The organism is Pseudomonas sp. PS01270, assembly GCF_029959775.1.
Taxonomy (GTDB): domain Bacteria; phylum Pseudomonadota; class Gammaproteobacteria; order Pseudomonadales; family Pseudomonadaceae; genus Aquipseudomonas; species Aquipseudomonas atacamensis.
Window position 1 is genome coordinate 1 of sequence record NZ_JASCPT010000088.1, and the last position, 22511, is coordinate 22511.

General features: G+C 60.2%; 19 protein-coding genes. 11 read left to right on the plus strand and 8 right to left on the minus strand.

Going from position 1 to position 22511, the window contains the following annotated elements; genetic code table 11:
- Positions 1-124 precede the first annotated feature (124 nt).
- Positions 125-1147 (plus strand): hypothetical protein, encoded by a 1023-nt coding sequence (locus tag QMX86_RS20345; RefSeq protein WP_130927139.1) that lies wholly within the window; start codon positions 125-127, stop codon positions 1145-1147.
- A 90-nt stretch (positions 1148-1237) separates the two neighbouring features.
- Positions 1238-1858: a TetR/AcrR family transcriptional regulator gene (locus tag QMX86_RS20350; RefSeq protein WP_024013291.1), complete on the plus strand. Its 621-nt coding sequence runs from the start codon at positions 1238-1240 to the stop codon at positions 1856-1858.
- 221 nt (positions 1859-2079) lie between these two features.
- On the opposite strand, the gene preA is transcribed toward QMX86_RS20350, so the two are convergent.
- From preA to hydA, 3 genes are all read right to left on the minus strand, one after another.
- On the minus strand, positions 2080-3354 hold the full coding sequence (preA, locus tag QMX86_RS20355) for an NAD-dependent dihydropyrimidine dehydrogenase subunit PreA (RefSeq protein ID WP_282387248.1): 1275 nt from the start codon (positions 3352-3354) through the stop codon (positions 2080-2082).
- Positions 3355-4722 carry an NAD(P)-dependent oxidoreductase gene (locus QMX86_RS20360; RefSeq protein ID WP_282387249.1) on the minus strand — a complete coding sequence of 456 codons (1368 nt, stop codon included), beginning with the start codon at positions 4720-4722 and terminating at the stop codon, positions 3355-3357.
- Between the two features lie 164 nt (positions 4723-4886).
- Positions 4887-6326 (minus strand): dihydropyrimidinase, encoded by a 1440-nt coding sequence (hydA, locus tag QMX86_RS20365; protein ID WP_122698661.1) that lies wholly within the window; start codon positions 6324-6326, stop codon positions 4887-4889.
- 185 nt (positions 6327-6511) lie between these two features.
- Between hydA and QMX86_RS20370 the strand changes: the two genes are divergently transcribed.
- From QMX86_RS20370 to QMX86_RS20390, 5 genes are all read left to right on the plus strand, one after another.
- The gene (locus tag QMX86_RS20370) at positions 6512-6664 is read left to right on the plus strand and encodes a hypothetical protein (RefSeq protein ID WP_178083612.1); all 153 of its coding nucleotides are present in this window, start codon (positions 6512-6514) and stop codon (positions 6662-6664) included.
- 286 nt (positions 6665-6950) lie between these two features.
- A complete protein-coding gene (locus tag QMX86_RS20375; RefSeq protein WP_282387893.1) occupies positions 6951-8435 on the plus strand; it encodes an NCS1 family nucleobase:cation symporter-1 in 1485 nt (494 codons plus the stop codon).
- A gap of 136 nt (positions 8436-8571) precedes the next feature.
- The gene (locus QMX86_RS20380; protein WP_282390410.1) at positions 8572-9855 is read left to right on the plus strand and encodes a Zn-dependent hydrolase; all 1284 of its coding nucleotides are present in this window, start codon (positions 8572-8574) and stop codon (positions 9853-9855) included.
- 201 nt (positions 9856-10056) lie between these two features.
- Positions 10057-11553, plus strand: a complete 1497-nt coding sequence (locus QMX86_RS20385) for a helix-turn-helix transcriptional regulator (RefSeq protein ID WP_282387879.1) — start codon at positions 10057-10059, stop codon at positions 11551-11553.
- Positions 11554-11693: 140 nt separating this feature from the next.
- Positions 11694-11951: a DUF1652 domain-containing protein gene (locus QMX86_RS20390; protein ID WP_024013284.1), complete on the plus strand. Its 258-nt coding sequence runs from the start codon at positions 11694-11696 to the stop codon at positions 11949-11951.
- Between the two features lie 996 nt (positions 11952-12947).
- On the opposite strand, the gene QMX86_RS20395 is transcribed toward QMX86_RS20390, so the two are convergent.
- The 4 genes from QMX86_RS20395 to QMX86_RS20410 all read right to left on the minus strand — a co-directional run bounded on the left by QMX86_RS20395 (position 12948) and on the right by QMX86_RS20410 (position 16492).
- Positions 12948-13715: an SDR family oxidoreductase gene (locus QMX86_RS20395; protein WP_024013283.1), complete on the minus strand. Its 768-nt coding sequence runs from the start codon at positions 13713-13715 to the stop codon at positions 12948-12950.
- Positions 13716-13752: 37 nt separating this feature from the next.
- A complete protein-coding gene (locus tag QMX86_RS20400) occupies positions 13753-14820 on the minus strand; it encodes a phosphotransferase family protein (protein ID WP_122703913.1) in 1068 nt (355 codons plus the stop codon).
- Positions 14821-14983: 163 nt separating this feature from the next.
- Positions 14984-15952 carry a 2-hydroxyacid dehydrogenase gene (locus QMX86_RS20405; RefSeq protein WP_071172790.1) on the minus strand — a complete coding sequence of 323 codons (969 nt, stop codon included), beginning with the start codon at positions 15950-15952 and terminating at the stop codon, positions 14984-14986.
- Positions 15953-16108: 156 nt separating this feature from the next.
- Positions 16109-16492 (minus strand): tautomerase family protein, encoded by a 384-nt coding sequence (locus QMX86_RS20410; protein WP_071172789.1) that lies wholly within the window; start codon positions 16490-16492, stop codon positions 16109-16111.
- A gap of 249 nt (positions 16493-16741) precedes the next feature.
- Between QMX86_RS20410 and QMX86_RS20415 the strand changes: the two genes are divergently transcribed.
- The 3 genes from QMX86_RS20415 (at position 16742) to QMX86_RS20425 (ending at position 18691) form a co-directional block, all read left to right on the plus strand.
- The gene (locus tag QMX86_RS20415; RefSeq protein ID WP_056789207.1) at positions 16742-16936 is read left to right on the plus strand and encodes a hypothetical protein; all 195 of its coding nucleotides are present in this window, start codon (positions 16742-16744) and stop codon (positions 16934-16936) included.
- A 49-nt stretch (positions 16937-16985) separates the two neighbouring features.
- Complete coding sequence (locus QMX86_RS20420; RefSeq protein WP_163032915.1) at positions 16986-17156, plus strand: hypothetical protein; 171 nt, start codon at positions 16986-16988, stop codon at positions 17154-17156.
- 254 nt (positions 17157-17410) lie between these two features.
- Positions 17411-18691, plus strand: coding sequence for a serine/threonine transporter (locus QMX86_RS20425; protein ID WP_282386937.1), 1281 nt, complete (start codon positions 17411-17413; stop codon positions 18689-18691).
- 166 nt (positions 18692-18857) lie between these two features.
- On the opposite strand, the gene acnB is transcribed toward QMX86_RS20425, so the two are convergent.
- Positions 18858-21467 (minus strand): bifunctional aconitate hydratase 2/2-methylisocitrate dehydratase, encoded by a 2610-nt coding sequence (gene acnB / locus QMX86_RS20430; protein ID WP_024013276.1) that lies wholly within the window; start codon positions 21465-21467, stop codon positions 18858-18860.
- 467 nt (positions 21468-21934) lie between these two features.
- On the opposite strand from acnB, the gene QMX86_RS20435 reads away from it, so the two are divergent.
- A complete protein-coding gene (locus tag QMX86_RS20435) occupies positions 21935-22405 on the plus strand; it encodes a DUF1289 domain-containing protein (protein ID WP_024013275.1) in 471 nt (156 codons plus the stop codon).
- Positions 22406-22511: the final 106 nt, after the last annotated feature.

Here is a 22511-nt window from a genome sequence, read left to right on the forward strand (position 1 = left end):
GGTGCAAGGCATTCAGATGTGGGAGCGAGCCTGCTCGCGAAGAGGCCGGAACCTTCAGCATCGAAATCGACTGACCCACCTATACTCAAACCTGCACCTCCCCAAGCCAAAGGACACCACCACCGTGAACCCGCGCGCGCTGGTCGTCGCCGCACTGCTTTTGCTGGCCGGCTGCGCCACCTCGGCCCGGGCACCGGTGAGTGCGCCGCAGGCGGTGGTGGTGTCGGCGCAAACCTGGCAGCAGATCGACCGCGAGATCCTCAGCGCTTCGCAGCAGGCCACCGAGCAGGTCAAGCTGTTCGCCCGTGGCTCGATGGAACATTGGCGCACTCGGGTCTATCAGCAAACTGAAGAAAATTTCATCCCCTGGTTCAGCAGCTACTGGACCCAGGAATGGCTGTCGATGAAGGTCAGTTGGTACACGATCAGCGCCGGCGGTGAGCAGGATGCTTCGGCGAAACGGCTGGCGGCGTATCTGCTTGAGCAATATCAGGAAAAAGTCCTCGCGCCGGTCGCCGTGGAGATCGATCCGGATGCGATTCTGGCGCAGGCCACGGCGTTCTACGCACAGTTGATGGCGCAGCAGATGCCGCTCATCGCCCAGCGTCACGGTGTGCCGATTGCGCAGCTCAATGGGCGTTTGCAGAAGATCCCGGCCATCGCCCTGGGCCCGCCGCCGGCGCGGGATGCGTCGCTGTTCAAAGTCATCAGCACTGAGCCGCTCAACACCCTGCCGGCGTACGCCGCACTGATCGACAAGATCCACACCGACGGCGGCGCCAAGGGCATTTCCTCCACCGACGCGGCGATGGCCCCGGTGGCCAAGCGCGCCAGCCAGCGCATCGAAGCAGAAATGGCCCCGCGCGGCGCCGCCAGTGCAGTGGCGGCAGCAGCCGGGAAACTGGCCGGGGCGATGATTTCGGTCGGCGTGGCCGGCATACGCGCAATCATCCAGGCCAACGACCGCCCCGACAGCGAAGCGCTGATCCGCAGCAGCCTCGGCAACACCTTCGACAAGGCCTGGCAGAAGCTGCTGCAAAATCCGACAACGGGGGTGATGGCCGGCACGCTGCACATGGCCGGGCAGGTTGAAGGTAATCTGGGCGTGAGTGAACCAACGTCTATCGGTGTGAGCGCTGTGCCATAGCGCTTGTACCTGAGAAGTTTTGTTGGCGGCGGTCGCGCCCGGATCAGAGCGGATGCTAGTCTTGCGCAACGCTGTTGTCAGGGAGCCCACATGGGCAATCACAAGATCGAAATTCGCCGCAGTAACGTCGAGAAAATCCTGCTGGCGGCGGAAAAGGTTTTCGCCGAAAAAGGCTTCGGCAGCACCGCCATGGCGGACATCGCCGCCGAAGTGCAGTTGCCGCGTTCCAATCTGCATTACTACTTCAGCACCAAGAGCGAGCTTTACAGCGCGGTGCTGTTCGATCTGCTGGAAGTGTGGAAGCAGGACGCGCTGTGCTTCGAGATGTTCGACGACCCGCGCGTGGTGCTGAGCAGTTACATCCGCGCCAAGATGAATCATTCGCGCAGCCGGCCCTATGGCTCGAAAGTCTGGGCCAACGAGATCATCCACGGCGCGCCGACCCTGGGCGAAGCGCTGGATGCGAGCCTGTATGACTGGGCGAAGATGAAGGAAGCGAAGATTCGCCAGTGGGTCGAGGACAAGCGGATCCTGCCGGTGGAGCCCTCGGGTTTGCTGTACATGATCTGGGCGTCGACGCAGCATTACGCGGACTTTGATCATCAGGTGAACATTCTCAATGATCACCAGCCGTTGTCGGATATGCAGTTCGAGCGGGCGGTGCAGACCGTGACGGGGGTGATTTTGCGCGGGATCGGGCTGGAGCCTTGAAGAGCACCATCAAGGGCTTACCCTCACCCCAGCCCTCTCCCAGAGGGAGAGGGGGCCGACCGAGGTGTATTGAGAGGTACATCGACCTGAAAGACCGTGTCGATTATGGATTTGATCGTTCCCACGCTCCGCGTGGGAATGCTTCCAGGGACGCTCCGCGTTCCAATGGGACGCAGAGCGTCCCGGGCTGCATTCCCACGCAGGAGCGTGGGAACGATCAATCAAACCGCGACGTGGTAGGGGTTGCGCGGATCATGATTCCAGTCCAGAAACGGCTTGCCCGTGTCCATCGGCACCATCTCGATGCAGTCGGCCACGGGGCAGGTGATCTGGCACAGGTTGCAGCCCACACATTCCTCATCGATCACTTCATATTTATGCGTGCCGTCGGCCTGTTTCAGACTGCCGATCGCCTGGTGTGAGGTGTCCTCACAAGCGATGTGGCAACGCCCGCAACCAATGCACGCCTCCTGGTCGATCTTCGCGATCACCTGGTAGTTGATATCGAGGTACTTCCAATCCGTGGTGTTACCCACGGCGCGCCCGGAAAATTCGGCGATATTGGCGTAGCCCTGGCTGTCCATCCACCGCGACAGGCCATCCTTCATCTCTTCGACAATGCGGAAACCATGCAGCATCGCCGCCGTGCACACCTGCACCGCACCGCTGCCCAGCGCCATGAACTCAGCGGCGTCGCGCCAGCTGCCGATGCCACCAATGCCGCAGATCGGCAAGCCCTGGGTCTGCGGATCACGGGCAATTTCCGCGACCATGTTCAGCGCAATCGGCTTGACCGCCGAACCGCAATAACCGCCGTGGGTGCTTTTGCTGCCGACGGTGGGCAGGGCGACCATGTGGTCCAGGTCGACGCTGGTGATCGAGTTGATCGTGTTGATCAGCGACACCGCATCGGCGCCACCACGATGTGCCGCCCGGGCAGCGACGCGGATGTCGGTGATGTTCGGGGTGAGTTTGACGATCACCGGCAGCGAGCAGAACGTCTTGCACCAGCGCGTCACCTGCTCGACATACTCCGGCACTTGGCCGACCGCCGCGCCCATGCCGCGTTCGGGCATGCCGTGGGGGCAGCCGAAGTTCAGTTCGATGCCGTCGGCGCCAGTGGCCTCGACCAGCGGCAGGATGTGTTTCCACGACTCCTCGACACACGGCACCATCAGCGACACGATCAGCGCGCGATCCGGCCAATCCTTCTTCACTCGGGTGATTTCACGCAGGTTGATTTCCAGCGAGCGGTCGGTGATCAGTTCGATGTTGTTGATGCCCAGCACTTCGCGATTGGCGCCGTAATGCGCCGAGTAACGCGAGGAAACGTTGACCGCCGCCGGATCCTCACCCAAGGTTTTCCAGACCACGCCACCCCAGCCCGCTTCGAAGGCGCGGACCACGTTGTAGGCCTTGTCGGTGGGCGGTGCGGAAGCCAGCCAGAACGGGTTGGGCGCTTTGATACCGGCGAAGACTATCGAGAGATCGGCCATTTACGCAGCCTCCACGTTGAGCATCAGTTGAGCGTTGATCGCCTCGGCGGCGCGTTTGCCGTGCTGCACTGCTTGCACGGTGAGGTCCTGATCGAGGCTGGTGCAGTCGCCGCCGGCATACACGCCGGGGACGCTGGTGCGCAGGTGTTCATCGACCTCGATGCGTTCGCCCTGACGTTTGAGCTCGCGCGCCAACGGATCGCTGAGAGCGCTGTCATCGAAGCTCTGGCCGATGGCTTTGAAGATCGCATCGGCAGCCAGCTCGAAGGTTTCTCCGGTGGTTTGCAGACGGCCTTCAACCAGATCGGTGCGGGCGAAACGCATGCCGCGCACGCGGCCCTGATCATCGAGCAACACTTGCTCCGGCTGGGCCCAGGTCAGCAATCGCACCTGATTGGCTTTGGCGATGTCCTGCTCATGGTGGGTGGCGCCCATGTCTGCCGCACCACGGCGATACACCAGATTAACGTCGCGCGCGCCGAGGCGGGCCATTTGCACGGCCATGTCGATCGCGGTGTTGCCGGCGCCGAGAACGATGCAGCGTTCGGCCAAGGGCAGTTGCGTGAGGTCATCGGCCTGGCGCAGTTCGCGGATGTAGTCGGTGGCGGCGAGCAGGCCCGGCGCGTCTTCGTGGGCCAGACCGAGTTGCTTGCTGGCATTCAGGCCGAGGCCGAGGAATACCGCGTCAAACTGATGATGCAGTTCGCTGAGAGTAAGATTTGCACCGAGTTTCTGGCCGTGGCGGATTTCAATGCCGCCAATCTGCAGGAGAAAGTCCAGCTCCTTCTGCGCGTAGTCATCGACCAGTTTGTACTTGGCGATGCCGTACTCGTTGAGCCCGCCGGCCTTTTCCCGTGCTTCGAAAATCACCACATCATGCCCGTGCATCGCGCTGCGATGGGCGCAGGACAACCCGGCCGGCCCGGCGCCGACCACGGCGATACGTTTGCCTGTGGCCGGGGCGCGCTGGAACGGATGCTCGGCGAAATGCGCGTTGTCCACGGCATAACGTTGCAGCAGACCAATCAGCACCGGCGCGCACTCCTGCGCGTTGTTGCGCACGCAGGCCTGCTGGCAGAGGATTTCCGTTGGACAGACCCGCGCGCAACTGCCGCCGAGGATGTTTGCCGAGAGGATCTTTTGCGCTGCGCCCTGTACGTTGTCCTGATGGATGTTGCGGATGAACGACGGAATGTCGATTTCGCTGGGGCATGCATTGACGCAAGGCGCGTCGTAGCAATACAGGCAGCGCGACGCCTCCAGGTGAGCTTGCCGGGCATTGAGCGGCGGCGCCAGATCAGTGAAATGGCCGGCGAGGGCGGCCGCGCTTTCGTGCGGGTGGGGGAGGTGGTTCAGGGTCTCGATCACGGTTTATGGCCTCATGGCTAATTGAGGTGCCGCCTCTGGTGGGCAGTGGTTGATCGTTCCCACGCTCTGCGTGGGAATGCCTCAAGGGACGCTCTGCGTTCCAATGGGACGCAGAGCGTCCCGGGCTGCATTCCCACGCAGAGCATGGGAACGATCACTAGGGGTCAGCGTTTAACGGCAGTCGGCTTATGCAACTCCGCCCGCTTGCTCAACAAATCAAACACCGCCGGGTAGGCCGGCCGTTCGATGTAGCGTCCGGCGCCGCGTTCGGCGCGCAGGTCGCCGTCGGCCCAGACCACACGGCCCTGGCTGACGGTGTGGCTCGGCACGCCGCGCACGGTCTTGCCTTCGAAGATGTTGAAGTCCACCTGCTGATGGTGGGTCTTGGCGGATATGGTCCGTGTGCCTTGCGGATCCCACAGCACCAGATCGGCATCGGCGCCCACGCGGATCGCACCTTTGCGTGGATAGAGATTGAATATCTTCGCTGTGTTGGTGGAGGTCAGCGCAACGAAATCCTGCATCGACAATCGCCCGGAGTTGACGCCTTCATCCCACAACACTGCCATGCGGTCTTCGATACCGGCGGTGCCGTTGGGAATCTTGCTGAAGTCGTCGCGGCCGGCGGCTTTCTGCTCGGCGCAGAAGCAGCAGTGGTCGGTGGCGGTGGTGTGCAGATTGCCGTTCTGCAGCCCGTGCCACAGCGCCTCCTGATGGCCGCGCGGACGGAACGGCGGGCTCATCACGTAGCCGGCGGCGGTCTGCCAGTCCGGGTGTTGATAGACGCTGTCGTCGAGCAGCAAGTGCCCGGCCAGCACCTCGCCGTAAACCGGCTGGCCCTTGCTGCGTGCGTAGGTGATTTCGTCCAGAGCTTCCTTGGTGGAAACGTGCACCAGATACAACGGCGTGCCGATGGTTTCGGCAATGCGGATCGCCCGGCTCGCGGCTTCACCTTCGACCTGCGAAGGCCGCGACAGCGGATGCGCTTCCGGCCCGGTAATGCCCTGGGCCATCAGCTTGCGTTGCAGGTGATAGACCAGCTCGCCATTTTCCGCGTGCACGGTCGGCACCGCACCAAGTTCCAGGCAGCGCTCGAAACTCGCCACCAGAGTGTCGTCGGCGGCCATGATCGCGTTCTTGTAGGCCATGAAATGCTTGAAGCTGTTGATGCCGTGGTGGCTGACCAGCTCGGCCATTTCCTCGCGCACCTGCTCGCTCCACCAGGTGATCGCGACGTGGAAGCCATAGTCCGACGCAGACTTTTGCGCCCAGCCGCGCCACTGATGAAACGCTTCCATCAGCGATTGCTGCGGATTGGGAATAACGAAGTCGATGATCGAGGTAGTGCCGCCGGCCAGGCCGGCAGCGGTGCCGCTGTAGAAATCTTCGCTGGCAACGGTGCCCATGAACGGCAGTTGCATATGCGTATGCGGGTCGATGCCGCCGGGCATCAGGTATTGGCCACTGCCGTCGAGCATTTCTGCGCCGGCGGGAATGTCGAGGTTTTCACCAATGGCTTTGATCACGCCGTCAGCGCAATAGACGTCGGCGCGGTAACTTTCATCATGGGTAACAACGGTGGCGCCACGGATCAACAGAGACATTCCGGATTCCTCGCAGGCATGACCGACTTGTGCCGGTTCTAGATGTTTTATTGAAGTACAGCGGCGCAGTTCGTATTCCTGTCATCGCTGTCAGGAATAGAAACTAGTCGCGATTTCAAGAATGATCAAGAATATTTTTTATAAGCTTATAGCTCTTTCAAGCTATTGATAAATAAGGATAAATAATGGAAATCACCAAAATGGTGAGGCTGCTCACCATTTTGACGCACTTGACAGGATGGAAATATGAGCAAGATTTCCTATGTGAAATCAGCCGCTTGAAGTTGTGCTGCGGTTGCGGGTTCACCGACAAAAATAAATGCAGTGCACCAGTTTGAGTCCTGACACTTCGGACAACTTGCCCGACGTTTAGCCTGAGCGTTCAGACAAGTTTTCCCGGACTCATTGAATATTCAATTAAAACTGATGAATATCAGAAAGTTGCAAAGCATCCAGTGCACCGCCCAAGCGTTAAGCGCCAGACCCGGCACGTTTATTGATGCCGCCGCTGACACCATGGCCGGTGCATGAAAGTTGTCAGTTCCTCCGGCCATCGTCCGGCTGGCGCCTTATGCGCCAGCCGCCTGATGAGCAAAAAATAATCAGAAGAACAGTGGAGCGGCCATGCAACAGACCAGATCACAAGTGACCGAGCGCGACGGCTTGTACGAGCTCGAAGCGGGCGGTGATGTCCTCGACAGTCCCCGCTACAACCACGACATGGCACCGACCAAGGTGCGCGAACGCACCTGGAACAAATGGCACATCACCGCGCTGTGGGTCGGGATGTCGATTTGCGTGCCGACCTACACCCTCGGCGGCGTGCTCACCGCCTATTTCGGCTTGAGCGTCGGCGAAGCGCTGCTGGCGATTCTGTTCGCCAACGTCATCGTGTTGATTCCACTGACCCTCAATGCTTTCCCCGGCACCAAGTACGGCATTCCGTTTCCGGTGCTGCTGCGCTCGTCGTTCGGCATTCTCGGTTCCAACGTGCCGTGCCTGATCCGCGCGTTGGTGGCGTGTGGCTGGTTCGGCATCCAGACCATGTTCGGCGGACTGGCGATTCACCTGTTTCTCGGCTCGGTGTTCGAGGGCTGGAAATCCCTCGGCGGCACCGGCGAGGTGATCGGTTTCATGGTGTTCTGGGCGCTGAATCTGTGGGTGGTGATTCGCGGTGCCGAGTCGATCAAATGGCTGGAAACCTTGTCGGCGCCGTTACTGGTGGCGGTGGGCATAGGCCTGCTGGTGTGGGCGATGCCCAATGTGTCGATGACTGAGTTGCTGGCGATCCCGCCCAAGCGTCCGGAAGGCGCCAGCGTGGTCAGTTATTTCGCAGCAGGGCTGACGGCGATGGTCGGGTTCTGGGCCACGCTGTCGCTGAACATTCCCGACTTCAGCCGCTACGCCAAGAGCCAGAAGGATCAGATCCTCGGGCAGATTTTCGGCCTGCCGCTGACCATGTTCCTCTTCGCCGCGCTGGGCGTGGTGATGACCGCCGCATCGGTGAAACTGGTCGGCGTCACCGTGTCCGATCCGGTCACGCTGATCGGGCATATCCAGAGCCCGGTGTGGGTGGCGGTGGCCATGGCGCTGATCATCGTTGCCACACTGTCGACCAACACCGCCGCCAATATCGTCTCGCCAACCAATGACTTCCAGAACATCGCGCCGAAGGTGATCAACCGCACCAAAGCGGTGTTGCTCACCGGTCTGGTCGGGCTGGTGCTGATGGGCCATGAACTGCTGAAAAAGCTTGGCCTGATCGTTTCCGACATCAGCCTGGAAACCGTGTATTCGAACTGGCTGCTGGGCTACTCAAGCCTGCTCGGGCCGATCGCCGGGATCATGGTGGTGGATTATTTCCTGATCAAGAAACAGCGACTGGACCTCGCCGGGCTGTACCGCGATGACGTGTATCCGGCGTGGAACTGGGCCGGTTTTCTTGCCTTTGGCGTGCCGGTGGCGCTGACCTTGCTGTCGCTGGGCAGCGATGCGTTCAGCTGGTTCTACAGCTATGGCTGGTTCACCGGCTCGGCGCTGGGCGGGATTATTTATTACGGGTTGTGCGTGATGCGGGCGCAGCCTTCTGCCGTGAAAACCGCGGTGTAACACATGATCGTTCCCACGCTCTGCGTGGGAATGCAGCCCGGGACGCTCCGCGTCCCAACAGCGGACGCAGAGCGTCCATGGATGAATGCCCACGCAGAGCATGGGCACTATCGGCATCAGCATTGAGGAGATCACCATGAACGCAGCCGTAGACGTTCTGAAGTCCACCCATCAGCACATCAACCGCGATCGCCTCTGGGCCTCGCTCATGGAACTGGCCAGACTCGGCGCCACGGTCAAGGGCGGCGTCTGTCGCCTGGCCCTGACCGACCTCGACCGCCAGGCCCGCGACCTGTTCGTGCAGTGGTGCAAGGACGCCGGTTGCAGCGTCACGGTCGATGCCGTGGGCAACATTTTCGCCCGCCGCGCCGGGCGCAACCCGAACCTGCCGCCGGTGATGACCGGCAGCCACATCGACACTCAACCCACCGGTGGCAAGTTCGACGGTTGCTTCGGCGTGCTCGCTGGCGTCGAAGTGCTGCGCACCCTCAACGACCTCGGCGTGGAAACCGAAGCGCCGCTGGAAGTGGTGGTCTGGACCAACGAAGAGGGCTCTCGCTTCGCCCCGTGCATGATGGGCTCCGGAGTCTTCGCCGAGAAATTCACCCTCGAAGAAACCCTCGCCAAGGTCGACGCCGACGGTGTCACCGTCGGCGAAGCGCTGAATGCCATCGGCTACGCCGGCCCGCGCAAGGTCAGCGGGCACGCAGTCGGCGCCTATTTCGAAGCGCACATCGAGCAAGGCCCGATCCTCGAGGACGAAGAGAAAACCATCGGCGTGGTACTCGGCGCGCTCGGGCAGAAGTGGTTCGACCTGAAATTGCGCGGCGTCGAAGCTCACGCCGGCCCGACGCCGATGCACTTGCGCAAGGACGCTCTGGTCGGGGCTTCGGTGGTCGTCGGCGCCGTCAACCGCGCCGCCCTCGGCCATCAGCCCCACGCCTGCGGCACGGTCGGCTGCCTGCAAGCCTATCCCGGCTCGCGCAACGTGATCCCCGGCGAAGTGCGCATGACCCTCGACTTCCGGCATCTGGAGCCGGCGCGGCTGGATTCGATGATTGCCGAAGTGAAACAAGTCATCGAGGCGACCTGCGAAGAGCACGGCCTCACCTACGAACTGACCCCGACCGCCGACTTCCCGCCGCTGTACTTCGAAAAGGGCTGCGTGGAGGCGGTGCGCGGTGCCGCGAAAGGGCTGGGTCTGTCGCACATGGACATTGTCAGTGGCGCCGGGCATGACGCGATTTTCCTCGCCGAACTAGGCCCGGCCGGGATGATCTTCGTGCCGTGCGAGGGTGGGATCAGCCATAACGAAATCGAGAATGCCGCACCGGATGATCTCGCGGCGGGGTGTGCGGTGTTGCTAAGGGCAATGCTCGCGGCTTCGGCGATGGTGGCGGCCAGCGAGCGTGCCGCCTAAGGTAAACACACCAAGCAAACCTGTGGGAGCGAGCCTGCTCGCGAATGCGCCGGGTCAGTCACCGAATGGTCTATCTGACCCAGCGCTTTCGCGAGCAGGCTCGCTCCCACAGGGGATTTCTGGCGATTTTGAGGCTGTGGCACGATCCCGAGCCGCTGCGGTCGTACTCTTCACCTAGCCGCATCACAGTGTGGAGATCCAATGAGCCAGGAAGTCCTGACCACCGAAACCAACCGTCGCCAGTTGCAGCAGATCATCGCCGGGCTGTCGGACGGGGTGATTCTGCTGGAACTCGACAAAAGCATTCTCTGGGCCAACGAAGCGGCGCTGACCATGCACGGTGTCAGCACCATCGGTGATCTGGGCAGCAACGCCGACGAGTATGCCAAACGCTTCACGCTGCGCTATCGCAACAATCATGTCTTGCCGCCGGACAACTACCCGATCAGCCGCGTCGCCCGCTGCGAGACGTTCAATGATGTGCTGATCGAAGTCTCGTCCGTGGACGACCCGGAGCGGGTCTGGGTGCATAGCGTGCGCAGCATGGTGCTGACCGACCGCGTCGGCCAGCCCGAGTCGCTGGTGCTGATCATGAGCGACGTCACCGATTGGGCCAACGCTGAGCTGCGTTTCGAAAAAACCTTCAATGCCAACCCTGCACCGGCAGTGATCTGCCGACTCAGCGATTTGCGTTACATCAAGGTCAACCCGGGCTTTCTGGAAATGACCGGCTATACCCGCGATCAGGTGATCGGCACCTCGGCGTATGAAATCGATATTTTCGAACAGGCCGATCAGCGCGATCTGGCCGTTCAGCGCTTGCGCGATGTCGCGACCATTCCGCAGATGCAGGCAGAACTGCGCCTCCCCGACGGTGGCAGTAAACAGGTGATCGTTGCCGGTCAGCCGCTGCTGCTCAATGACGAGAATTGCATGCTGTTCTCTTTCGTCGACATGGAGCCCCGGCGCCGGGTCGAAGTGGCCTTGCGTCAGAGCGAGGAGCGCTTTGCCAAGGCTTTTCGTCTGACTCCGGTGCCGATTCTGATCTGCACCGCTGAAAAGCAGGAGGTCATCGACGTCAACCAGGCATTCCTCGATACCCTGGCCTATGACAGCGATGACGTACTCGGCAAAACCGTGACGCAATTGAGCTTCATCCACGATGACGGCGCGCGCACCCGGTTATTGTCGGCGCTGGCGAAGAACGGCCGGGTCGATCGGGTCGATGTGCCGGTGCGCAAGAAGGACGAGGAGTTGTTGGAATGTGCGGTCTCGGCCGACACCGTGAACATTCACGACACGTCCTGCTACCTGCTGGTGTTGATGGACATGACCGAGCGCAAGCGCACTGAGCTTGAGCTGGTCGCGGCGATTGAAGAGGTGATGAAGGATGCGTCGTGGTTCAGCCGGACGCTGATCGAAAAGCTGGCCAACGTGAAGAAGATCAACTCGCCGCAGCTGCCAAGTGCCTCGTTCACTGACCTGACGGCCCGTGAGCGCGATGTCCTGGGCTTGATCTGTGAAGGTCTGGCAGACAAGGAGATCGCTGCGCGGTTGAAGCTGGCGCCCAATACCGTGCGCAATCATGTGGCCACCGTGTACTCGAAAATCGATGTGCATAGCCGCAGCGAGGCGATCGTCTGGGCTCGGGAGCGCGGTTTGTTTTCGGGAGAGTGGGGCACCAAGGGCCAGCGTTGAGGGGTGCAAATGCACTAGTTACAAGGGTGCAAATTCATGTATTGGCCAAGGCGTTGTGTTCTTAGGCTGGTGGGGTGCGGTGTAGACCATTTCGGGTTTGCGATCGTGCCCCTTTTGAAACAGTCATAGGAACAACGTCAATGATGAATCTTGCGCAGTTGCGCGCTCGGCTCGAGCACAGTTTTGCGCCGCTGGCTTGTGAGTGTTCGGTGGATGGTGATCATTCGCTGACGGTCAAGTTGTATCACCGGGATTCGGGGCAGGTGGATCTGGTGATCAGCGGGCTGGATCTGGCTTCGCTGCGTACGCCTGGGGCGGTCGAGGCGTTGGTGGATGAGTTGAGGTATGAGCTTGAGAGCAATTCCTTGCGTTCTTCGCGGGATCCGGATTTGGCTTAGTGCGCTTTGGGTCTTGGCGGCCTTTGGGCCGGCCATGCTCGGGGGGGGGGTGGGTGTATATCCGTTTCTGCGGGTGTTGCGGCTGGCGGTTTCGCCCTTACGGCGAGTCACCTTTTCCAAACGCCGAAAAGGTAACCGAAAAGGCTTGCTCCTGCGTTCGGCCCTCGCAGGCTCGGGTTCCTTCGCTCCGGGACTGATCCGGGCGCAGCGGCTACGGTTTGCTTCGCTGCACCTCCTTCCGCTGTGTACGACTGCGTCGTACGGTCGCTGCGCTCCCACGCCCGGATCAATCCCTCCACTCAGCCTTCCGACGTCGCCTGTGAATCAAGATCAAAAGCGGTACTCGAGCTAACGCTCATCGTGTTGGGTGGTGGGGCGGCTTGCTTGCTTTGATTTTGCTTTTCTGTGGGAGCGAGCCTGCTCGCGATGAGGCCCTCGCCGACGACCATAATCCCAATCCAGCCCTCTACCGGAAACACCCCGCAAAACCGACAGCCAATCCCACCCAATCTCCCCAATCCACTGGCGCTAACAAGGCGCTCAGCTATAAAGAATGAGTGGTCAGGTCTTCCGCGGCCGGTTGGGTTGCGGGAGTTTGTCTCCCTTTACCGCGGGTCGTCCTATGAATAATCCTGGGAAACGCGTATTGCCGTTGGCTTTTCTTGCTGTGCTGTTGGCCGGTTGTTCCAGTCCTCCACCGCCTGCGCCTGTCGCGCCGCCGCCTCCGCCGGAACGTCGGTGTGAGGTGCTGGAGAATACTGAGGTTGCCGGGGATATGTATGTCGATGGGCAAGTAACGCGCCACATCACCACTACCCGTTGCATAACCCAATAAGATTCGCGATTCCTCGATTGCACGAAGCCTGAAACCCAGCAGTGACCCTGTGGGAGCGAGCCTGCTCGCGAATGCGTGATATCAGTCAAAACATAGCTGACTGACCCAACGCTTTCGCGAGCAGGCCCGCTCCCACAAGGGTCAGGTATCTGCCCTGGAAATCAGGACAGGAATCCGCCATCCACATTCAGCGCCACACCAGTGGTGTAGCTCGACGCATCGCTGGCCAAGTACAGCACCGCGCCGGCCATTTCGCTTGGATCGGCTACGCGTTTGAGCGGGATCTGGGTCAATGCCTGTTTCAGAATCGCATCGTTCTTGACCAGCGCCGAGGCGAATTTGGTGTCGGTCAGGCCAGGGAGCAGGGCGTTGCAGCGGATGCCGAATTGCGCGCATTCCTTGGCGAAGACTTTGGTCATGTTGATGACCGCCGCTTTGGTTACCGAATAGATGCCCTGGAAAATGCCCGGCGAGATGCCGTTGATCGAGGCGACGTTGATGATGCTGCCGCCACCGTTTTCTCGCATGAGCTTGCCGGCTTCGACCGACATGAAGAAGTAGCCACGAATGTTCACATCGACGGTCTTCTGGAACGCACCGAGATCGGTGTCGAGCACGTTGCAGAATTGCGGGTTGGTCGCGGCGTTGTTGACCAGGATGTCGAGGCGGCCGAATTGTTCCTTGATCCCGGCGAAGACCTGGCTGATCTGCTCCATCTCACCGATGTGGCAGGCCACGGCTGTTGCCTTGCCGCCGGCGGCGGTGATGGCGTCGGCGACGTGTTGGCAGCCTTCGAGCTTGCGGCTCGAAACAATTACATGGGCGCCTTGCTGGGCCAGCAGTTTGGCGATGGCTTCACCGATGCCACGGCTGGCACCGGAGACGAAAGCGATTTTGCCGTCGAGGTCGAACAACTGAGTCTTGGACATGGGTTTCCCTTGTTGGAAGTCTTGTTATTGGCCCGGATCAGAGGCTGGATTTCTCGATGACCTGCAGGCTCATCTGCTCCAGCAGTTTGTTCATGTGAATGAACTGCGCGAAGCGTTTGTCCTGCGTCTGGCCATGGTAGAAGCGGTAGTAGATCTGCTGCACGATGCCGGCCAGGCGGAACAGGCCGTAGGTGTAGTAGAAGTCGAAATTGTCGATGCGGATGCCCGAGCGCTCGGCGTAGTAGTCGACGAATTCGCGGCGGGTCAGCATGCCCGGTGCGTGGCTTGGCTGGCGGCGCATCAGTTGCACCGGTGCCGGGTCGCCGGCTTCGATCCAGTAGGCGAGGGTGTTGCCCAGGTCCATCAGCGGGTCGCCGAGGGTGGTCAGTTCCCAGTCGAGCACACCGATGATCTGCATCGGATTGGCCGGGTCGAGGATGACGTTGTCGAAGCGATAGTCGTTGTGGACGATGCTCGAGGTCGGGTGGTCGGCCGGCATCTTGTCGTTGAGCCAGGCTTTGACTGCTTCCCAGTGCGGCGCGTCCGGGGTCAGGGCTTTTTCGTAGCGCTCGCTCCAGCCCTTGATCTGCCGCGCGACGTAGCCTTCGGGCTTGCCCAGATCGCCGAGGCCGCAGGTGTTGTAATCGACCCGGTGCAGTTCGACGAACCGGTCGATGAAGCTTTTGCACAGCGCTTCGGTTTTCGCCGAATCAAGGCCCAGTTCCGGCGGCAGTTCGGCGCGCAGGATGATGCCTTTGACCCGTTCCATCACATAGAACTCGGCGCCGATGACGGCTTCGTCAGTGCAATGCACGTAGGCCTTCGGGCAATACGGAAAGCCGTCGCGCAGTTGGTTGAGAATGCGGAATTCACGGCCCATGTCGTGGGCGGATTTGGCTTTGTGGCCAAACGGCGGGCGGCGCAGAACGAATTCCTGCTCCGGATATTCCAGCAGGTAGGTCAGGTTCGACGCGCCGCCGGGAAACTGGCTGATCTGCGGAGTGCCGGTCAGGCCGGGAATGTGCGCCTTGAGGTACGGATCGATCAGGCTGGCATCGAGTTCTTCGCCCGCGCGGATCCGGGTGGACTGGTCAGTAAGCGCCATGCTTATCCCTTCTGCTTATTTTGGAGGCCAGACATCATTGGCTAATCTAATGGTGCGCTCGGGTGCTCACAAGCGCGAGTCGGTCTTATAGGTTAGCGTGTTGCTGGATAATCAACTTTGAGAATGGGACAAAGATCGGCGCAGACCGAGGATCCCGTGCGAGTTAATGCACGCGTTGGTTGTTCAACTTGGGCGGCAGGGCGACAGGCGTCAGCACCGGTTGTCCGGAGAAAAACGCCATCAGGTTTTTCCCCACCAGTTCAACGGTGCCTTGGGTGGCTTCGGGGGAAAGCCCGGCGACGTGGGGAGTCAGCACAACGTTGCTGAGGTGTTTCAGGGCGTCGGGCACTTCCGGTTCGTGATCGAACACGTCCAGCGCTGCGCCGGCGATACGACGTTGTTCGAGTGCAGTGATCAGGTCTGCCGTTGCGATAACACTGGCGCGGGCGATGTTGACGATAAATCCCTTGGGGCCGAGGGCATCGAGCACGGCTCGCGTCACCAGATGTTGAGTAGCAATGCCACCGGGCGTGGCAACGACCAGAAAGTCCGAGGCTCGCGCCAGATCGGTCGGTGTTGAGCAGAACGCATAAGCGACGTCGCTGCGCACCTGGCGGTTGTGGTAGCTGATCTGCATGTCGAAACCCAGCTCCGCACGCTTGGCAATCGCCATGCCCACCGCGCCCAGTCCGAGGATGCCCAGACGCTTGCCGGCCAGCGACGGGCGCATGATTTTCGGCCATTCACCGCGGCGCACGGCGGCATCGCAGCGCGGGATGTCGCGGACCAATGCCAGCAGCAATGCCATCGCATGATCGGCCACTGACGAGGCGTTGACTCCGGCGCCATTGGTGACGGTGATGCCACGGTCACTGGCTGCTTGCAGATCGACCTGTTCATAACCGGCGCCGATCACCGTGATGATTTTCAGGGCGGGCAGGGCGCTGATCTCTTGCGCAGTCAGGCCCAGTGGGCCGCGAGTAAGCACGGCATCGATGCGACTGCCATGAGTGGCGATGGCTTGCGCGCGTTCGGCTGGCGTTGGTGCAAGAATCAGGTGGAAACCCTGATGCTCGAGAATCGGCAGATAGTCATTGATCGTTTCAACCAGTACCAGAACGGTTGCGGGCATTGCGCGGCTCCTGTGATTGGCGGCGGGTGGGTCGCGAAAGTCGACTCAGAGTGCTGAATCCGCAGCGGCTTGGCAATCGTTGCATTCACGCAGTGGTGCTTTGATTCTGGACGGGTTCGTGGAACAAGCAAGTACGCAGGCATGGCGCACGACCCATCAGCTGACGTATTGCGCAACACCATTACCGAACGACCAGTTCTCTTTCTTCACCTCCAGCAGATTGATGAACACATCCTCCAGGCGAATGCCCAGTTGCGCATGCAGTCGCTCGGCAATGGTTTTGAACAGCAATTGTTTCTTTTCCACGCTGCGCCCTTCGCTGATGGTGATCTGGATGAACACCACGCCGTCGCTGCGCTGGATGCCGAGGTATTGCGGGTCGTACACGAAGTGCTGGCCATCGTGCTCATTGAGAATCTGGAAGTTGTCGTGTTCGGGGACATCGATACAGCTGCGCAGGGCGGCGTAGATCTGTTCGCCGATGCGCCTGGCGAAAGTGGGGTCGGGGTTTTGCTGGATGTCGACGCGGACCAGTGGCATGGGAGGCTCCTTGGGTTATGGCTTCTCACACGCTAGATCAAGGGCAGGGTTCTGGCAGGTAATTGGTCTGGAATATTGCAAATACCGTGTATGAGGAGGCTTACGTGACTCGCGGATTTTGCCTACGGGAATGGCAGATGCGTCTGCTGGTCAGCGTGAATGGAACAGTTTGATGATAAGGGCATGACGATAGCCGTCGATGTGCATGCAAATGCTGACACCGATCCGCCAGCAGCCAAGCAGGGCAAAATGTTCCATAACGATCGCGAAAATCTGGAGCTCGACAGGCTGGAAAACGAATCAAGGAAACTCGTGGCTGAATGGAAAAAGCTTCAGGCTGAAGAGAAAAAGTTATCAAGGGAGACGAAGCTCTATCCAATTGCAGTGTTTGGTGGAGTCTTGACTGCAATCACCGCAGTGGCAGGGTTTTTCTTCAAGTTGTGAGTCTTCATGCTTCACGACCGTCAGGCGCATTATTCAAAGGTTAATCAGTATGAGCACATATGACCGTAAGGCACGACTGGAGCAAATTGAGCGAGAGTTCGCAGAATATGACGAAGCGGTGCGCAATAGAGACAAGCGCGAAAATGGCAAGCTCTGGTTGCTCTTCGGCTTCGGGCTGTACTGCGTTTTATTGGGTTTCATGCTCGGCATATCGCTCTAGGCGCATTCGATGACGCATGGGTGGGTGCAAAACGTATCCGTTTGCGGCATCTGACGTATCCATAAACGACCTTGTTTTTTCCATAAACGACCATCCTTGGGTCTGCTCCGCACAACCATTCCTCAGCTAAGTCTTTGCTTGCATTGATTTATCGCGGAGAATCGCGCCCCTGTTTCGGCCGGAGCATGTCTGTCGGTTTTTTCCGACGCGTCCTGACCGAGTGGCAAGTGACCGGAAAGCGGAGATCCGACCGGATGAATGATCAGGCCAATAGCCTCGAAAAGCGCTTCGACGCAGCAGCACCCGCTGAACTTTCGAGCTGGAATCGCCAGGACACCACCTGGATGCTGGGACTGTTTGGGACGGCCATTGGCGCCGGCACCCTGTTTTTGCCGATCAACGCAGGATTGGGTGGCTTCTGGCCGCTGGTGATCCTCGCGCTGCTGGCATTTCCGATGACGTTTTACGCGCACCGTGGCCTGACCCGTTTTGTCCTGTCCGGTCGCGAAGGCGCCGATATCACCGAAGTGGTCGAGCAGCATTTCGGTATCAAGGCCGGTGCCTTGATCACGCTGCTGTACTTTTTTGCCATCTTCCCGATCCTGCTGATCTACAGCGTCGGCCTGACCAACACGGTCGCCAGTTTCCTCGAACACCAACTGCACATCACGCCGCCACCGCGCGCATTGCTGTCGTTCGTGCTGATTCTCGGCCTGCTGGCCGTGGTGCGTTGCGGTGAGCAAGCGATCGTCAAGGCCATGAGCCTGATGGTCTATCCGTTCATCGTTGCGCTGCTGTTCCTTGCCGTGTACCTGATTCCGCACTGGAACGGCGGCATCCTCGCCACCGCCTCGCAAGTGCCGGCGCCGTCAGCGTTGCTGCACACGCTGTGGCTGGCGATTACGGTGATGGTGTTCTCGTTCAACCATTCGCCGATCATCTCGGCGTTCGCGATGGACCAGAAGCGTCGTTACGGTGTGCACGCCGACGAGCGCAGCTCACAGATCCTCGCGCGCGCTCATGCATTGATGGTCATTTTGGTGCTGTTCTTCGTATTCAGTTGCGTGCTGACCCTGTCGCCGGAGCAACTGGCTGAGGCGAAAGAGCAGAATCTGTCGATCCTGTCGTACCTGGCCAACCACTTCAGCAACCCGACCATCGAGTTTGCGGCGCCGTTGATTGCGTTTGTGGCGATCTCCAAGTCGTTCCTCGGTCATTACATCGGGGCCAGCGAAGGCCTCAAGGGCCTGATCGTCAAAAGCGGCAGACGTCCGGGCGCCAAGGCGCTGGATCGCATCGTGGCGGCGTTCATGCTGGTGATCTGCTGGATCGTCGCAACGCTTGATCCGAGCATCCTGGGCATGATCGAAACCGTCGGTGGGCCGGTGATTGCGGCAATCCTGTTCCTGATGCCGATGTACGCGATTCGCAATGTGCCAGCGATGGCGCGCTATCGCGGTCAGGCGTCGAACGTGTTTGTTACGGCGGTGGGACTGGTGGCGATTTCGGCGCTGGTTTACAAGCTGGCTGTGTAATGACTGATCGTTCCCACGCTCTGCGTGGGAACGCCTCTTGTGACGCTCTGCGTCACGCTTGGGGACGCAGAGCGTCCGGGGCTGCATTCCCACGCGGAGCGTGGGAACGATCAAAAAAAACGCCGCTCATCTCACGATGGGCGGCGTTTTTTATTGCCTTGCAGCGTTAGGCTTGAACGACCGGGATCTTGGCGTTCGCAGCAGCTTCACGGAACTCGGCGATCTGGTCGAAGGACAGGTAGCGGTAGACATCGGCCGCCATGCTGTCGATCTTGCCAGCGTATTCCATGTACTCCTCGACGGTCGGCAGGCGACCCAGGATCGAAGCAACGGACGCCAGCTCGGCCGAGGCCAGGTAGACGTTCGCGCCGTCGCCCAGACGGTTCGGGAAGTTACGGGTCGACGTCGAGACCACGGTGCTGTTCGGCTCAACGCGTGCCTGGTTACCCATGCACAGCGAGCAGCCTGGCATTTCCATGCGAGCGCCAGCCTTGCCGTAGATGCCGTAGTAGCCTTCTTCGGTCAGTTGGTGAGCGTCCATCTTGGTCGGCGGCGACAGCCACAGACGGGTTGGCAGCTGACCCTTGACCTGATCCAGCAGTTTACCGGCAGCGCGGAAGTGACCAATGTTGGTCATGCACGAACCGATGAACACTTCGTCGATCTTCTCGCCAGCAACGCTGGACAGCAGACGGGCGTCGTCCGGATCGTTCGGCGCGCAGAGCACAGGCTCGTTGATCTCGGCCAGATCGATTTCGATGACTTCGGCGTATTCGGCGTCGGCATCGGCTTCCATCAGCTCAGGATTGGCGATCCAGGCTTCCATCGCTTGAGCGCGGCGTTCCAGGGTGCGCGCATCGCCGTAGCCTTCGCCGATCATCCAGCGCAGCAGGGTGATGTTGGACTGCAGGTACTCGGTGATCGACTCTTTCGACAGCTTGATGGTGCAACCGGCAGCCGAACGTTCGGCCGAGGCGTCGGACAGTTCGAACGCCTGCTCCAGGGTCAGACCTTCCAGGCCTTCGATTTCCAGGATGCGGCCGGAGAAGGCGTTTTTCTTGCCTTTCTTCTCGACGGTCAGCAGACCGTTCTGGATAGCGAAGTACGGAATGGCATGAACCAGGTCACGCAGGGTGATGCCAGGTTTCATCTTGCCTTTGAAGCGCACCAGGATCGATTCCGGCATGTCCAGCGGCATGACGCCAGTGGCAGCGGCGAACGCGACCAGACCGGAACCGGCCGGGAACGAGATGCCCATCGGGAAACGGGTGTGCGAGTCACCACCGGTACCGACGGTGTCCGGCAGCAGCATGCGGTTCAGCCACGAGTGGATGATGCCGTCGCCCGGACGCAGGGAAACGCCGCCGCGGGTCATGATGAAGTCAGGCAGGGTGTGGTGGGTGGTCACGTCGATCGGCTTTGGATAAGCCGCGGTGTGGCAGAACGACTGCATCACCAGATCAGCGGAGAAGCCCAGGCACGCCAGGTCTTTCAGTTCGTCACGGGTCATTGGACCTGTGGTGTCCTGAGAACCTACGGTGGTCATCTTCGGTTCGCAATAGGTGCCAGGACGCACGCCCTGGCCTTCTGCCAGACCGCAGGCCTTGCCGACCATTTTCTGCGCCAGGGTGAAGCCCTTGGTGCTTTCAGCCGGAGCTTCAGGCTTCTTGAACAGATCGAACGCTGGCAGACCCAGTTCGGCCCGAGCCTTTTCGGTCAGGCCACGGCCGATGATCAGCGGGATACGACCGCCGGCACGGACTTCGTCCAGCAGCACCGGGGTTTTCATTTCGAAAGTGGTGATGACTTCGTCGGTACCGTGCTTGCAGACTTTGCCAGCGTGCGGGTACAGGTCGATCACGTCGCCCATGTTCATGTTCGATACGTCGAACTCGATTGGCAGTGCGCCGGCATCTTCCATGGTGTTGTAGAAGATCGGAGCGATCTTGCTGCCGAAGCAGAAACCGCCAGCGCGCTTGTTCGGCACGTACGGGATGTCGTCGCCGAAGAACCACAGCACCGAGTTGGTCGCCGATTTACGCGAGGAACCGGTACCGACCACGTCACCGACGTAGGCGATCGGGAAGCCCTGGCCGCGCATTTCTTCGATCTGCTTCATCGGGCCGGTCTTGCCTTGCTCGTCCGGAACGATGCCGTCACGGGCCATTTTCAGCATGGCCAGGGCGTGCAGCGGGATGTCAGGACGCGACCAGGCGTCTGGCGCAGGGGAGAGGTCGTCGGTGTTGGTTTCGCCGGTGACCTTGAATACGCGCAGGCTGATCTTGTCGGCCAGGACCGGGCGCTTCTTGAACCACTCGCCGTCAGCCCAGGATTGCAGCACGGCCTTGGCGTGAACGTTGCCGTTCTTGGCTTTTTCAGCGACATCGTGGAAGGCATCGAACATCAGCAGGGTGTGCTTGAGTTCTTCGGCGGCGACTGGCGCCAGCTCGGCGTCGTCCAGCAGTTCAACGAGGGTGACGATGTTGTAGCCGCCCTGCATGGTGCCGAGCAGTTCTACAGCGCGTTTCTTGTCCAGCAGAGGGGAGGTGGCTTCGCCCTTGGCCAGGGCAGACAGGAAGCCGGCCTTGACGTAGGCGGCTTCGTCCACTCCAGGTGGTACGCGATTGGTGATCAGGTCAACGAGGAAAGCTTCTTCGCCAGCCGGAGGGTTCTTCAGCAGCTCGATCAGGCCTGCTGTTTGTTCGGCGTTAAGCGGCTGGGGAACGATACCCAGGGCTGCACGCTCTTCGATATGTTTGCGGTAGGCTTCAAGCACAGTTATTACCCTCATCAGTGGTCCCAAATGGGTGTCCGGGACGCTCATCCCGAAATTGCCGTACTCATGCGCCTCACGACGTTGTGGGTCGTTCGGCCAGAATTACCGGCAATTCCTTACAGAAGCTGCTTTCAAAGTTTTACGCCTGCAGAACGGGGAGCTGATGAGGGTTGGCGTTGGGCTTTTCCCCGCTGGAAAAACCCTTCGCCAACACCGCTCTGAAGGAACGACTGTGCTCGTGACGCTTTGAAAACAGCTTCTAACGGACATTGGCGCCTTAAAAGGCTGGCTGATTCTACGGCAAAAAAAATTTAAAGGTAAGTCGCGCTCTATTGGACTTTCGTGGCAATCAGCGCGGCCGGAGCAAACCTGCGACGCTGGCGAGACCTTGCTGTTTGAGGGGTGATCAATGCCCGACAAAGGGCTAACATGCCGGCCTGTTCCGCGTTTCAGTGTTCTGCCCATTTATGCCCAATCAGACCATCAAGACCCCCTGCGTCGGCCTCTGCTCCACCGTTTACGGTGACCTGGTGTGCCGTGGCTGCAAGCGTTTCCACCACGAAGTGATCCATTGGAACGGATACAACGAGGAGGAAAAGCGTGCGGTGTGGCTGCGTCTGGAGCAATTGCTGTCACAAGTGATGGCGAGCAAAGTCGAGATCTTCGATCCGGCGCGCCTGCGCGAGCAGCTCGAACAGCGCAAGATCCGCTTCGTACCGCATCAGTCGGAATATTGCTGGGCCTATCAGCTGATTGCCCGGGGCGCGCGGGTGATCATTAATCTTGAGGCGTACGGGATGGTATTGCTGCCGGAGTTCCGCGACTGGAACCTGCCGGAACTGCGCGATGCCATTGATCGGGAATTCTTCCTGCTGTCGGAAGCGCATTATCAGCGCTACATCGCCCCGGGCTTTCTGAAAGACGCCTTCGGCGCCTGAACAGCAAAAGCTTCGCGAGCAGGCTCGCTCCCACAGGGAAATGCATTCCAGATGTGGGAGCGACCCTGCTCGCGAAAGTGCCAGTCAGGCATGGCAATCCACAGTG

Bases quoted from the DNA above. Each gene is read 5' to 3' on its own strand.
- QMX86_RS20350 (WP_024013291.1), top strand. From the start codon at position 1,238: ATGGGCAATCACAAGATCGAAATTCGCCGCAGTAACGTCGAGAAAATC.
- preA (WP_282387248.1), bottom strand. From the start codon at position 3,354: ATGGCCGATCTCTCGATAGTCTTCGCCGGTATCAAAGCGCCCAACCCG.
- hydA (WP_122698661.1), bottom strand. From the start codon at position 6,326: ATGTCTCTGTTGATCCGTGGCGCCACCGTTGTTACCCATGATGAAAGT.
- QMX86_RS20370 (WP_178083612.1), top strand. From the start codon at position 6,512: ATGGAAATCACCAAAATGGTGAGGCTGCTCACCATTTTGACGCACTTG.
- QMX86_RS20375 (WP_282387893.1), top strand. From the start codon at position 6,951: ATGCAACAGACCAGATCACAAGTGACCGAGCGCGACGGCTTGTACGAG.
- QMX86_RS20380 (WP_282390410.1), top strand. From the start codon at position 8,572: ATGAACGCAGCCGTAGACGTTCTGAAGTCCACCCATCAGCACATCAAC.
- QMX86_RS20385 (WP_282387879.1), top strand. From the start codon at position 10,057: ATGAGCCAGGAAGTCCTGACCACCGAAACCAACCGTCGCCAGTTGCAG.
- QMX86_RS20390 (WP_024013284.1), top strand. From the start codon at position 11,694: ATGATGAATCTTGCGCAGTTGCGCGCTCGGCTCGAGCACAGTTTTGCG.
- QMX86_RS20395 (WP_024013283.1), bottom strand. From the start codon at position 13,715: ATGTCCAAGACTCAGTTGTTCGACCTCGACGGCAAAATCGCTTTCGTC.
- QMX86_RS20400 (WP_122703913.1), bottom strand. From the start codon at position 14,820: ATGGCGCTTACTGACCAGTCCACCCGGATCCGCGCGGGCGAAGAACTC.
- QMX86_RS20405 (WP_071172790.1), bottom strand. From the start codon at position 15,952: ATGCCCGCAACCGTTCTGGTACTGGTTGAAACGATCAATGACTATCTG.
- QMX86_RS20410 (WP_071172789.1), bottom strand. From the start codon at position 16,492: ATGCCACTGGTCCGCGTCGACATCCAGCAAAACCCCGACCCCACTTTC.
- QMX86_RS20415 (WP_056789207.1), top strand. From the start codon at position 16,742: ATGTTCCATAACGATCGCGAAAATCTGGAGCTCGACAGGCTGGAAAAC.
- QMX86_RS20420 (WP_163032915.1), top strand. From the start codon at position 16,986: ATGAGCACATATGACCGTAAGGCACGACTGGAGCAAATTGAGCGAGAG.
- QMX86_RS20425 (WP_282386937.1), top strand. From the start codon at position 17,411: ATGAATGATCAGGCCAATAGCCTCGAAAAGCGCTTCGACGCAGCAGCA.
- QMX86_RS20435 (WP_024013275.1), top strand. From the start codon at position 21,935: ATGCCCAATCAGACCATCAAGACCCCCTGCGTCGGCCTCTGCTCCACC.